Source organism: Carnobacterium maltaromaticum DSM 20342 (assembly GCF_000744945.1).
Lineage (GTDB): Bacteria > Bacillota > Bacilli > Lactobacillales > Carnobacteriaceae > Carnobacterium > Carnobacterium maltaromaticum.
Map to the genome: position 1 here is coordinate 2,929,328 of NZ_JQMX01000001.1, position 13,771 is coordinate 2,943,098.

Sequence of the window (13,771 nt, forward strand, 5' to 3'; positions counted from 1 at the left end):
TATAATAGTGAGAATTAAAAAACTTGGAAAGAGTCATTGAGTACGAAAATTTCCAAGTCCAGTTTTAAACTTTTACCAAAAACGGTAATTTTGAGAAAATTTATGTTCCAGAGTAAACCAAGTTGAACGACTAGTTGTTCCAAGGTGAGTATATCCATTTTCTGCATACCCATTACGGACGCTGATATTTCCATACTCATATCCGTGAAGGCTAAGAGCCCAGTTTCCTGTTGCTCTTGTTTGATATTGGTGGAAATATTTCACTACCCAACCTATATATGCCCTAGGTTTAACACTAGCTTGTGTATTTCCAATTTCATTTGTACTGACTCGTGTCCTCTCAATTTCATTTGCACTAACTGGAGAACTTAGAAAGCTGAATCCAAACAATGTGATTAAAGTAATAGATAAAATTAGTTTCTTTTTCATAATAAACATCCCTTTTTTATTTTATTTATATAACTATTAAAATTATAACGTGCATCAGTTTAAAATGAAAGCCTTTTTTTAACTAAATTTTAATGCTATTATAATCTAAGGGGTCAGAATTTAATGTAACGGGAAAAGGAGGGCTAGTTTTGAAAGAACGAATCATTATTGAAGATTTATCATTAAGTATAAAAAAAGAAAATTTAATACAGAATCTTTCTTTAAAATTAAAAGAAGGGACAATTACCTGTATTGTTGCACCAAATGGAACAGGAAAGACAACATTTTTTAAATTGATAGCGAATGTTTTACCGATGAAAAATGGAAATATAACTATTAATTCAAAATCTTTTGAAAACAGGGTGGAATTTAATCGAGGTTTGTTTTTTTTAGAAAATGCCGAACAATTGTTTCAAAATTTAACTGCATATGAAAATTTGAAATTTATTTCAAAGTTATGGAATGATCAAAGTGACATAAATAAAATAGTAGATTTTGTAGGGATTACAAAATATAAAGATAAAAAATTGAAATTTTTGTCTCTAGGTATGAAGCAGAAAGTTTTGATAGCGGCTTCTATAGCAAGTGGAGCTGATTTTATTATATTTGATGAACCTTTGAATGGTTTGGATATAGAGAATATAGAAAATATATCGAATATTTTTTTAGAACTAAAAAAAGAAGGAAAAACGCTATTATTATCTTCACATAATATTTTTGAAACAAGTAAAATATGTGATAATATATTTTTTTTAGTTGAAGGTTCACTTAAAGAGGCATCATTAGATTACGAAATATTAAAAGAGCAATATAATAGTGCTTTTAAAGTTAGGAGGTAATATATGTTAAAATTTGAATTATTAAAAATTTATAGAGAAAAAACAATTTATATCTTGTCTGCTGTATTAGCTTTAGTAATTTTTGCTCCATTTCTGATAGGAAATTCTCAGTTAGATATTTTAGAGTACTATGAAAATAATTATCAAGCAAATATTACAACCATTGAAGATATTAAAGATGATCCAACAGCAGCAGGGACTATAAAGGATATAAAAGAAGTTAATGGTTATCTTGGAGAAATGATTAAAGCAATAAAAAATGGAAATGATAAAGAAAATGTAAACAGTGAATTAAAATACGAAAATAAAAATTTAGAAGATATGACAGCTGGAAAATTAGATGCTGGTCCTTTAGTAGATCAAAAAGCTAAAGTTGTGATACTGCAATATTTGAATGATAAAAATATTAAAAAAATAAGTAATAATGTTAAAGACATAGGAAGTATTAATTATTTGAGCATGATATTTTCAACACCACAGATTGTATTAATAATTTTGATTTTAATTAGTTTTCATATACCTGAATAATTCATAGCTTTAATTCTTTGGTACATTTTATTGAAATATGTATCACTAATATCCCTATCAACTGATTTTGACTAAAAAGTTACTTCAAACATTCACTGTTCAAAAATATTGAGGAATAAATTTTGGGTGTAAGGCATTTTGAGCATACTTCTCCCTGGATAACTTCCCAGTAAAAAAATCGTTAGATTGTTGGATTAGATCCATTGACTGGCTCGCCTCAGGCGAGCAAAGACCCTGTAGAATTCATTCTGATACACATGATAACTAGATAATTTGAGATAGACTCGTCTACCCGTTTGGACTAATTTCCCAGCAACTTTCAGAAACTTCAATCGAATAGAATGAATGGTCATTCCCTTTTGGACTTCCTCAAAGCCAATCGTTCTTAAGAAGTTGACTAAGTTGTAAGCTATCAAGCTGAGCATCATTCGGACATGATTCTCCAAAAAGCGAGGACTGTCTGTCTTGTCAAAGTAAAAGCCAGCTTTCGCTTCTTTAATGAAGTTCTCCATTGTGCCACGTTTGGCATAGAGAGAAAAGATGGTATCAGGAGAAACATTTTCTGATAGATTCGTCACGATAAACTCATGTCGAAAGAGTAGTTCGCCCGCTTCACGTGTTGAGCGTATACACACGCGACGACTTTGTGACCAGGATTGTGCTTGATAAGTGGTGGAGAAGTACTGAACTTCTCGTTCTTCCCACTTTTGATTATCGCCATAAAGTACTGATTTCTCAGCTATTTGACCTAGTCTACGATTATTCTTCAGTCGAATAACATAATGACTCTTTTTTGATTCACACGAATCATACACACCAGGTGTAGCGAACCCGCTGTCTCCACGAACCAAGATGTCAGTGTTTGGTAGAGAGTGATTATAGTGCTCTAATAAAGGTGTGAGAAACTCCTTTACGCCTTTTGATGTATATTGATTTCCTGAACGTAGTTCAGCTTTTAAGAAGTCACCAGTCAATCCGTCAAAAGCTACCAATGGATGATAACCATAGGTTTGGTAGTGGGTATTATAATCCGTTTGTTCTTGGTGACCAAATGTATCTGAATGGGTCGAATCTAAATCAATGATTAATTCCGTATCATTACGGATGAGGCGTGCTTTATCAATAAGTTCTTGGTTCAAAGCTTGAAGTTCATGGATATTCTCCTCAGATAGTCGATCTAAAAATCGAGAAAGTGAAGATTGAGAAGCGAGTTCTTTCCTATCTAAAACAGCTTTAAACACAGGATCTTGTCTCAGGAGATTAGCTGCAGAATCAGCTGAGTAACCAGCAATTAATTGCATAATGAACTGCTCAAGTATGGATAAGTTGTCATGAGTAAAATATGCTCGTTCGTCTTCAATGTGAATGTGTTGCTTAGCCAGTTCAGAAAAACCGAAGGTGTTCATCAGCTCTTTCACTAGGACGAGACCCGAATCACTCGATAATTGACCACCTGTATGAGAAATAGTGATATTTGAATTGAATTTTACTTGGTTTTTGTGTAAGCTAGTCATTAGAAGAACTCCTTTCTTTTGGTTGGTTTAGTCACTTTAACCATAGCAGAAAGGGGTTCTTTTTTCATCACTTAACGGGTGAAGATGAAAAAGTAATTGTAAGCTGCCGTGAGGCAGTTTCACATGGTTTTAATTAAAAGTATGAATTATTCAGGATATAGTTTACATCTTTAATCTTGATTACAGAAAAAATAATTTCATGGTCTATAACAGTTCTCCTAAATCATATTTACAAATTTTTTTCACTAAATTTTCAGCGAATATGCTGTCAGTAATAGTGAATATGGCTAGTGTTTTTACACTTGTACTTTCTATTGTAGGAGTGAAAAATGGACTAGGTGCAAGCCGATATCCAATCGCAACTATACAAAATAATAGTGATGTTAGTATTATTTCTACTAGTGATTTTTTACTTAAAGTTTTTACCTTTCTTTTTTTGTTTTTAATTTTCATTGGGTTGCTAGCTCTTTTTGTATCATTATTGTCAAGCAATTTAATATTAAATATTTCTTTAATAATTCTTCCGTTGATATTAGGACAGTATGATTTATTGAATACTTTTTTAAGTGAGAATGTAAAACCTTTCATAATTTTAAGTTATATTGATATATCTCTTATTATAATGGGAGGAAATGGATTTTACCCAATTACTAATCCTTCTATTACTTTTAACAATGGAATTTTACTACTATCTTTGAGTGTTGGACTTTTGTTAATAGTATTATTTTATCTTCTTAGTAATTTTCCCAAAAAATTAATTTATATGAAGTTTTTGAAATGATGTTTCAGGTTTTATTTAAAAAGCATTTATAATAGCAGAATTGAATTATAAATTTAATAAGGTTCTGTAATTTCTCAAGTGTACTCTTTTATTTAATGATGCTCAAGAAGAAGTGTATAAATCTATTTATGAAATCATAGGATTGAGTGGAACTGTAGTAAGTGATATGAAGTTATACAAGGTATTCAATTATATGTACTAGAAGAATTATTAATAGTACGAAGGATAATTTAAGAGGGGTAGATAAATATCTCTCGATAGAAACAAATAATAGGATCAACTATGTGAATACATAGATTGATCCTATTTTTATTTAGACCTATTTGAAGATAAAAACACGCGATATAAATGTATGGAAGCAATATTCACAGACAGTCCTTAACCGATTCACGAATAATCAACTCAATAGGTACAATTTTAGATAAATGTTTTCCACTATTTTGTTGTTGATTTATTTGAGTCAACAAGGACTCAGCTGCTAAATAGCCGATTTGATAAAAATCTTGTTGAATAGTAGTTAGCTGTGGAGAAACCAAATCCGTCATTTGAATATTATCAAACCCAATCAGCGAAATATCCTCAGGAATGTTCACCTTTAATTTCTTTGCTTCAGATAAAAGGCGCAAAGCAACAACATCATTTTCGGCAATAATACAAGTAACGCCAGATCGCTTTACTTCTTTTAAATATTCTTGAACAGCAACAGTCTCAAGCGAACGTAACAGCGGTTGACCACCAAAATTAGCCGAATAATCTTGTAAACGCTGTTCATGTAAGGCGTTTAAATAGCCCAAATAACGGTCTCGAACAGAGGTGTTTTCTAATAAATCCACTGTGGATAAATACGTAATCTTTGTATGTCCTAAGGCAATTGCATGTTGTGCCGCTAAAAAACCACCAGAAAAGTTATCTGAAGTCACAGTAGGAATGGTCGTTCCTTCTAATTTTTTATCCAATAGGACAATCGGAAATGCATCTAATTGTAATTGAACGACTAAATCAAGTGAATTTCCAAGATTTTCAGGATAAATAATTAAACCATCCCATTTTTCTTTGGTTAAACTAGCGAGTAATTCGCGTTGTCGTTGTCGATTTCCTTCAGTTGAATGAATGGTTAATCTATAAGGTGTGCTATCTAAATAATCCGTTGCTCCTTGTACATAGCGCTCGAGACCCGCAGCTTGAGAGAAAGGCAACATAAAGGCAATCTCATAGGTTGTCGGAATGAGCTGGTTTTGATAGCTGACAAAACTCCCTTTACCAGGCGTTCTTTGAATAAACCCATCACTTTCTAATTCAGTTAAGGCTCTTTTCGCAGTGATTCGGCTGACTTGATAGGTAGACGTTAATTCTTTTTCTGTTGGAACTTGACTCCCAAATGGGTATCGTTGATTAAGAATATCTTGTTTCAAATGCTCATATATAAGTTGATAAAGTGGTTCTTTTTTCATTTCATTCGACTCCTTAATAAAAAGTTTGTTGAGCCATTTAGCTCCGATAAGAAAATAGGAAAAATTGATAGGACGCTTTTTGTCCTCTCGAATTTTTATCTTTTTCTCGAGGAGTTGGCTCAAAAGAATTGGCCTGTTCAAATGATATAGTTATATATTTAAATATACCATTTATTCCGAATGATTAAAAGTGATATAGACATTAAATTCAGTAAATATCGCGGATGTATTTAGTCTAGGTAGTAACAAATTAGAGGTAAATAAGGATAAAAAATAGAAAAAAGAAAAAAGTATAGCATTTCAAAATGGTATATCATATAATTGCTTTGTAATTTAAAATGAGCTATTAAAAATAATTATTTAGGGGAGCGAATACTATGGTTTATACAGAAATACCAACATCCGTCCAAAAATTAATGAATACGATTACAGAAAAGTGCGAGACTTATCCACGTTGGGCTGAAAATTTCAATGCCTGCTTTGCCAATACATTGTTAACAACCGTCAACCGTCATCAAGATGGAACAACTTTTGTTTTAACAGGAGATATTCCGGCTATGTGGCTACGAGATTCAACTGCACAAGTGCGACCTTACTTAGTTGTTGCTAAAGAAGATAGTGACATCGGCGACATGATTGCTGGCTTAGTTGAAAAACAATTGAGTTATATCAATTTAGATCCCTATGCAAATGCATTTAATGAAGAAGCCAATAATGCTGGGCACCAAGACGATCATACAAAAATGAATCCTTGGATTTGGGAACGAAAATATGAAATTGATTCTCTGTGCTATCCGCTTCAATTAAGCTACCTATTATGGAAAGCGACTGGACGGACAGAACAATTTAATCAAACCTTTGACGAAGCCGTTAAAAATGTCTTAGAAGTTTGGGAAACAGAACAAAACCATGAACAGTCTGACTATCAATTTGTACGAGATACAACTCGTGAAGAAGATACACTTGTTCGTGAGGGTCAGGGTTCGCCAATTGCGGTCACAGGTATGACCTGGTCAGGATTTAGACCAAGCGATGACCGTTGTATTTATCACTATTTAGTTCCATCAAATATGTTTGCGGTCGTTGTATTAGACTATTTAAAAGAAATTTACACCGACATTTTAAAAGAAGAAACGCTAGTTCCGAGAATTGAAAAACTAAGAGCAGAAATACAGGCAGGCATTGAAAAATACGCGCTAGTTAAAAATAAAGCTGGTGAAACAATTTATGCCTATGAAGTAGATGGACTAGGAAATTATAGTATTATGGACGATTCTAATGTGCCTAACCTAATTGCAGCACCGTATTTAGGCTACTGTTCGAAAGAAGAAGAAACCTATTTAGCGACTAGAAAGACCTTGTTAAGCAAAGAAAATCCGTTCTACTATGAAGGTGAATTTGCGAAGGGAATTGGAAGTTCACATACACCAGAAAACTATGTTTGGCCAATTGCTATGGCAATGGAAGGCTTAACGACTAATGATAAAGCGACTAAAGAGCGCATTTTAAATACACTAGTGGCAACTGATGCAGGCACAAACTTGATGCACGAAGGCTTTGATGTGAATAATCCAGACAATTATACTAGAGAATGGTTTTCTTGGGCGAACATGATGTTTTGTGAATTAGTTATGGACTACTTTGATATAAAAATAGAAAAATAGTGGAGGAGTAATAAAATGAAAAAAGTAAGTATTATTGCCCATAGCCATTGGGATCGTGAATGGTATATGGCCTACGAGCAACACCACATGCGTTTAGTGGAATTGATGGATGATTTGCTAGAATTATTTGAAACAGATCCAGATTTTGATAGCTTTCATTTAGATGGTCAAACGATTATTTTAGACGATTATTTACAAGTTCGCCCTGAAAAACGTGATCTTTTACAAAAATATATTACAGCAGGTAAATTGCGTATCGGACCATTTTACATTCTACAAGATTCTTTCTTAACTAGTAGTGAATCTAATACCCGCAATATGTTAGTCGGGATGGAAGAAAGTAAAAAATGGGGTGTGCCAGTTCAATTAGGTTACTTCCCAGATACCTTTGGCAATATGGGACAAACACCACAAATGATGTTACAAGCTGGCTTTGATGTGGCAGCCTTTGGACGCGGTGTTAAACCAACAGGCTTCAATAATGTCGTGATCAATGATGAAAAATATGCTTCACAATATTCAGAAATGTGGTGGGAAGGTCCAGATGGCTCTAAAATTCTAGGATTATTATTTGCTAATTGGTACAGTAATGGTAATGAAATCCCAGTTGAAAAAGAAGCCGCTAAAAAATTCTGGGATTGGAAGTTAAAAGATGCCGAAACCTATGCCTCCACCGATCATCTATTGATGATGAACGGATGCGATCATCAGCCTGTGCAAAAAAATCTATCTGCAGCAATCCGAACTGCTAATGAACTTTATCCAGATATTGAATTTGTCCAAACTGGTTTTGACGAATATATATCAGCAATGCGTGCTGATTTACCAGCAGATTTAAGTACCGTAACTGGAGAACTTACCTCACAAGAAACAGAAGGTTGGTACACACTAGCGAATACGGCATCTGCACGCATTTATTTAAAACAATGGAACACCTTAGTTTCACGCCAACTAGAAAATATTGCTGAACCTTTGGCTACGATGGCATATGAATCCACCGGAGAGTATCCTCATGATACATTAAATTATGCCTGGAAAACATTGATGCAGAACCATCCTCATGATAGTATCTGTGGTTGCAGTGTCGATGAAGTCCATCGTGAAATGGTGACACGATTTGAGAAAGCCCATGAAGTTGGAAAATATGTGGCTGCCGAAGCCGCTGAAAAATTAGTTCGTTCAATCCAAACAGCCGAATTTTCAGACAAAGAAGCTATTCCATTTGTAGTCTTTAATACAAGTGGCTCTAAGAAGACCGGTTTGATGGAAGTCCGTTTAGAAATTAAACGCCTGCCTTTTAGTGAAGGAAAGCCAGATGAACTCTATCACCAATTAAAAACAGAGACACTACCAAACTTTATCGTGAAAAATGCTGCTGGCGAAGAGGTTTCAGCAGAAATCATTGATGAAGGAGTAGAATTCGGCTACGATTTACCAAAAGATAAATTCAGACAACCTTTCATGGCTCGATACGTAACCGTACAGTTAATAATGGAGCAGATGGCGCCACTATCATGGGAAACCTTCGCACTAGTTTATGGCGAAACATCCGATACAACTGAAAAACCAATCATTTCTGACAATGGTTATCAATTAGAAAATGACTATTTAGACGTTAAAGTTGCTAAAAATGGTTTACTAACCGTTCTTGACAAAGTGACAGAAGAAACCTACGTTGATTTATTGAACTTTGAAGATGTGGGGGACCTAGGCAATGAATATATCTTTAAAAAACCGAACAATGATCAAGGGATTTTCTCTAAAGATGGCCAAGCAAAAGTAAACATCTTGCATAATTCGGCTAATTATGGAGAAATTGAAATCATCCATGAGCTAGAAATCCCTGTAGCAATGGAAGATTTGCTACTTGAGGAACAAAAAGCGGTGATTGAGTTTAGATACCGCCAAGCAGAACGTTCAAAAGAAACGGCGACACTTCAGCTGAAAACTAAAGTGTTATTAGAAAAAGGAAGTCAGCAATTAAAATTTACAACAAGCTTTGATAACCAAATGCGTGACCACCGTTTACGTGTTTTATTTCCAACGGGTATTGAGACCGCTGTTCATTATGCTGATAGTATATACGAAGTGGCAGAACGACCAAATAAAGTAGATCCAGCTTGGCAAAATCCTACCAATCCACAACATCAACATGCTTTTGTTAATGTTCATAATGAAAATACTGGTGTCACAGTTGCAAACTTTGGTCTAAATGAATATGAAATTTTAAATGACAGAACAACTATTGCAGTGACACTGCTAAGAGCCGTTGGAGAATTAGGTGATTGGGGCTACTTCCCAACGCCAGAAGCCCAATGTTTGGGAGAATCAGTTGTTCAATATGGGGTTTCTTTCCATGGTGCCAAAGATAGTACAAGAACTTACCACGAAGCGATGGCAGCACAAGTTCCATTTAGTAGCTATCAAACAACGTTGCATACAGGTGACTTACCAACAAATCATCAGTATGCTGTTGTAGCCGGTGAGGATGTAGCATTAACTGCCTTTAAACGCAAAGAAAATGGGACAGATATTGTCACACGGGTATATAATTTAACCGGTGAACCTGCTGAGTTTAGATTAGCAATTGCTAATCAAATAGCTGAATTATGTAATTTGTTAGAAGAACCAATCACCGGTGAGGTGAAGTCAACAGCCTTGCCGTATGAGATTATTAGTTATCGTTGGAAATAAGGTTAAACCTGAATAGAAGAGTAGCAAAATAAATTCTAGGCAACGAATATAAAGTTGCCTAGAATTTTTGTCAAATATCCAATTTGATTTCTTAAATTGATTAGTTGTTTTGTATTTTCTTGATTATAGGTAAAGAACTTTGAAAATAGTTTCATTTATTTATCTACTAAAAGATAGCGCATTCACTATAAAAAAGCTATAATTAAAAAGAACTTGTTGAATAAACGAAGGAGGTTTCGAACATGGCTATTTTAGCATTTGATATGGGTGGAACAGCAGTTAAATACGGTGTGTGGTCGGATGGGGAGTTAATGGCACAAAGTAATTTTCCAACACCAGATACTTGGGAACAATTACAAGCAAAATTAATAGAGGTGAAAAATACATTACGGAATGAATTTACACTGACAGGTGTAGGCATTAGCGCACCTGGGTCAGTAGATACGGAGAAAGGGGAAATAGGCGGAATTAGTGCTATCCCATATATTCATCATTTTCCAATCCAACTTGCTTTTGAAGAACTATTGGAGTTGCCTGTTACAATCGAAAATGATGCGAATTGTGCGGCTTTAGCAGAGATTTGGCAAGGAGCAGCAAAAGGCAAAAAGGATATTTTATTTGTTGTGATTGGTACAGGAATTGGCGGCGCAGTGATTGTTGATGGAAAACTTCATAAAGGCAAACATTTGTATGGTGGTGAATTTGGCATTATGGTGTTGGATGATGGGCGCAGCTTCAGTGATTTAGGAACAGCAGCCAATATGGCAAAACGTTATTCTGAACATAAAGGTTCCATTTTTACAGGCAAAGAAGTTTTTGATTTAGCTGAAAAAGGTGAGACAGATGCGGTTGAAGCCGTCCATGAATTTTACCATTATTTAAGTTTAGGTTTATTCAATCTTCAATTTACGTTAGATCCTGAAATGATTGTGATTGGCGGTGGGATTTCTGAAAAAGAAGAGTTGTTTAAAGAAATTAACCAACGCATTCAAACTCGATTTGAGGAAAAAGAATTAAAGGACTTTTTACCAGTAATTGTACCGTGTACGCATAAGAATGATGCCAACTTAGTCGGTGCAGTGGCTGTATTTAAAGAAAAACATCCTGCAATTGGTTAAGTTTTCGAATAAAATAATTATCGTTCTCGATAAATGAATGACTGAATTCAAGAAGAGGCTAGGACAAAATCTTTAAAATGGACAAAATAGCATGAAATCCATTTTCATAAATAGCGATTTTATGTTTTTTATTATTTTGAATGGCTTTCAGTTCGTATTCTAAGCATAGCGCATATCTTTTACTAATTTAAAACTAAATAAATAAAGCCGTATAAAATCTGCATTGAGAAAAGTAGATTTTATACGGCTTTATGTTAAACAAAAAGTATAGAACTAGCCCGTCTTTTATTTCTGAATAGAAAAAGGCAACTCATCTTTTGAATACTCGCGATAAACAGGAGCTAAGCCAAGTTTAATATCAAGAGTTGCTCCAGCCATTAAATCGTCATGAGTAATAAATAATTTTTGATACTCAGACTGATTTAATTTAAAATCAGCCACAAAATTCGATTGTGGATTGTTATTTTCCGTCGTAATGCTAACTTTTTTTCCGTTAGCTAACTGGATTTCAACAGAGTCAAATAACGGGATTCCTCTAACATATTCACCACTACCAGGAGTCACTGGGTAAAAGCCCATTGAGCTAAAGACAAACCAACCAGCCATACTACCATTATCTTCATCTCCTGGATAGCCATCAAAACCACTATTAAATAAGCGGGACATAATTTGTTTGACTACTACCTGTGTAGAAGCGGGCTCACCTGCATAGTTAAAGAGATAAGGAATATGGAAGCTTGGTTGATTTGAAATCGCAACTTGTCCATAATCCACAGCAGCCATTTCGCTCATTTCATGAATTTCAAAACCATAACCAAGCACATCAAAGCGTGGTTCAGTGTTACAAAGTTCAGTTATTTTTTTTGTGAAGGCTTCTTTTGAACCATACTCATTAATCAACCCTTGGAAATCTTGGTAAACAGCAAAACTGTTCTGCCATGCACTTCCTTCAGTATTATCTAAACCCCAATCCAATAAATTAAATTCACTGCGGAAGTTTCCATCCACATCTTTTCCACGCATAAATCCTGTTTTAGCATCAAAAATATTCCGATAATTCAAGGCGCTTTTCCGATAAGTATTAGCCAATTCTCTTTTACCTAAAACATCTGCAACTTGGCTAATACAGTAATCACTGTAAGCATAATCTTGTGTATGATTAACACTTTCATGATGGGTTGTTGGAACATACCCGTATTTCAAGTAATCTGCGGTTCCTTGTCGACCATAGATGGAAGAGGTGCTTTGTTTCGTAGCAGCTTTTAACATCGCCTCTAATAAAGACTCTGTCATTTCCCGGGAAATAACACCTTTAACAGCTGCATCAGCAATTACAGCATCAATCAATGTTCCTGGCATCATACCTCGTTCATCTGGAGATAACCATTTTGGTAAATACCCAGCTTCATGATAAGAGGTTAAGAAACCTTCTAACATTTCTCTGTATTCATCAGGTGCAATTAAGGAATATAATGGATAAACAGTTCGATAAGTATCCCAGAAACCGTTATTGGTATAAAGAATCCCTTTATCAACCTTTTTAGCAGTTGTATTGTAATGAATTGGGTCGTTATTTTCATCTAATTCATAAAATTTTTGTGGAAAAAGAAACATTCGATACAGGCAAGTATAAAAAGTTTTAACCTTTTCTGTATCGGAGTCCGTCACGATAATTTTCGTTAAATAGTGATTCCAACGATTGGCTGCTTGCTCTTTCATCTCGTTAAATCCTAGCTGATTTTCACGACTAAAATTAAGTTCTGCTTGTTCAATACTAATATAAGAAGTTGAAAAATTCGCGATAACTGTTTTCTCAGTAGCATCTAGAAAACGAATAATAAAGTGTTGATCTGCACCAGTCATTTCAGAAGCTGTTAAAAATTCATTTTCAGAAAAATAGCCAGTTTGACTTAGATCAATTTTATGATCAAAAGTTAGTGTGAAATAAATGCCGAATTTTTCATCTAAACAGCCTGAAAAATTATTAATAAAACCAGTTAAAGTCGATGTTTCTGAATCCAACTTATACCAACTATTACCTTTAGCATTTAAAATAAAGCCTGGTTGTTCCTTTGTTGCATAAGTCATTCGCATCTGACCACCACGTTCAGTTGCTGTTAATTCAGTTGTAATATTGTAGCGAGCTTGTTTGATTTTTAAATAATGGGGTTGATAAATAGCTTCTTCAGGTCGATATGAACTTTGGTAACTAAAGATATCACCTTTCATATGGAAACCTGCAATCGGTGTCATTAAGAAAGAAGCAAAGTCTCCCATCCACGGACTCGGTTGGTGAGAAACCCGAATACCTTGAAAAACACGATGATTGGGATTGAAAAACCAGCTGCCTTCATGATTTGTTTGAACAACATAGTGGTTCATACCGAAGGGAACAGTTGTATAAGGGAGCGTATTTCCGTTAGAATAAGAGTGAACATTGTTTGTTCCTTGACGTGTGTCAACATACTGTAACATAATTAGTCCTCGCTTTTAATGGATTTCACTTTTAGTAGTGATTTTTTAATGATATATCAATATGTATATTTTAACATAATGAGTTGCCGTGTATAGTTAGATATTTAAGGTTTTAGTGTAAATAGTATTGATTGTACTAAAATAATGATATATCATTATTTTGGTGTATAAGGATTGTAACGATTGGTCATCAAGACTTTATGATAGAAGTAAATGAAACATTTCTATTGGAAAATAAGTCATTTATTAAATCTTAAATTATCTTCGTTTATATCATT

10 protein-coding genes are annotated in these 13,771 nt (G+C 34.3%); 5 read left to right on the top strand and 5 right to left on the bottom strand.

All coding sequences use genetic code 11. The annotated features are described in order from the left end of the window. Positions 1–72 precede the first annotated feature (72 nt). Positions 73–429, bottom strand: a complete 357-nt coding sequence (locus tag BR77_RS13640) for a hypothetical protein (protein WP_015077453.1) — start codon at positions 427–429, stop codon at positions 73–75. A gap of 149 nt (positions 430–578) precedes the next feature. On the opposite strand from BR77_RS13640, the gene BR77_RS13645 reads away from it, so the two are divergent. Then, the gene (locus BR77_RS13645; RefSeq protein ID WP_016356618.1) at positions 579–1,268 is read left to right on the top strand and encodes an ATP-binding cassette domain-containing protein; all 690 of its coding nucleotides are present in this window, start codon (positions 579–581) and stop codon (positions 1,266–1,268) included. A 3-nt stretch (positions 1,269–1,271) separates the two neighbouring features. Continuing rightward, positions 1,272–1,796: a hypothetical protein gene (locus BR77_RS18790; protein ID WP_236700895.1), complete on the top strand. Its 525-nt coding sequence runs from the start codon at positions 1,272–1,274 to the stop codon at positions 1,794–1,796. A gap of 194 nt (positions 1,797–1,990) precedes the next feature. On the opposite strand, the gene BR77_RS13655 is transcribed toward BR77_RS18790, so the two are convergent. From BR77_RS13655 to BR77_RS13665, 3 genes are all read right to left on the bottom strand, one after another. Continuing rightward, positions 1,991–3,310, bottom strand: a complete 1,320-nt coding sequence (locus tag BR77_RS13655; protein WP_015075518.1) for an IS1380-like element IS1678 family transposase — start codon at positions 3,308–3,310, stop codon at positions 1,991–1,993. 204 nt (positions 3,311–3,514) lie between these two features. After that, complete coding sequence (locus BR77_RS19150; RefSeq protein ID WP_185751415.1) at positions 3,515–3,898, bottom strand: hypothetical protein; 384 nt, start codon at positions 3,896–3,898, stop codon at positions 3,515–3,517. Between the two features lie 558 nt (positions 3,899–4,456). Then, the gene (locus BR77_RS13665; protein ID WP_035065371.1) at positions 4,457–5,542 is read right to left on the bottom strand and encodes a GntR family transcriptional regulator; all 1,086 of its coding nucleotides are present in this window, start codon (positions 5,540–5,542) and stop codon (positions 4,457–4,459) included. Between the two features lie 377 nt (positions 5,543–5,919). On the opposite strand from BR77_RS13665, the gene BR77_RS13670 reads away from it, so the two are divergent. The 3 genes from BR77_RS13670 (at position 5,920) to BR77_RS13680 (ending at position 11,018) form a co-directional block, all read left to right on the top strand. Further along, a complete protein-coding gene (locus BR77_RS13670; RefSeq protein ID WP_015077447.1) occupies positions 5,920–7,206 on the top strand; it encodes a glycoside hydrolase family 125 protein in 1,287 nt (428 codons plus the stop codon). Between the two features lie 15 nt (positions 7,207–7,221). After that, positions 7,222–9,900 (top strand): alpha-mannosidase, encoded by a 2,679-nt coding sequence (locus BR77_RS13675; protein ID WP_015077446.1) that lies wholly within the window; start codon positions 7,222–7,224, stop codon positions 9,898–9,900. Between the two features lie 242 nt (positions 9,901–10,142). Continuing rightward, the gene (locus BR77_RS13680) at positions 10,143–11,018 is read left to right on the top strand and encodes an ROK family protein (RefSeq protein WP_010054649.1); all 876 of its coding nucleotides are present in this window, start codon (positions 10,143–10,145) and stop codon (positions 11,016–11,018) included. Between the two features lie 285 nt (positions 11,019–11,303). Here the strand turns inward: BR77_RS13680 and BR77_RS13685 are convergent, their stop codons facing one another. Continuing rightward, positions 11,304–13,493 (bottom strand): GH92 family glycosyl hydrolase, encoded by a 2,190-nt coding sequence (locus BR77_RS13685; RefSeq protein WP_035065376.1) that lies wholly within the window; start codon positions 13,491–13,493, stop codon positions 11,304–11,306. Positions 13,494–13,771 lie beyond the last annotated feature (278 nt).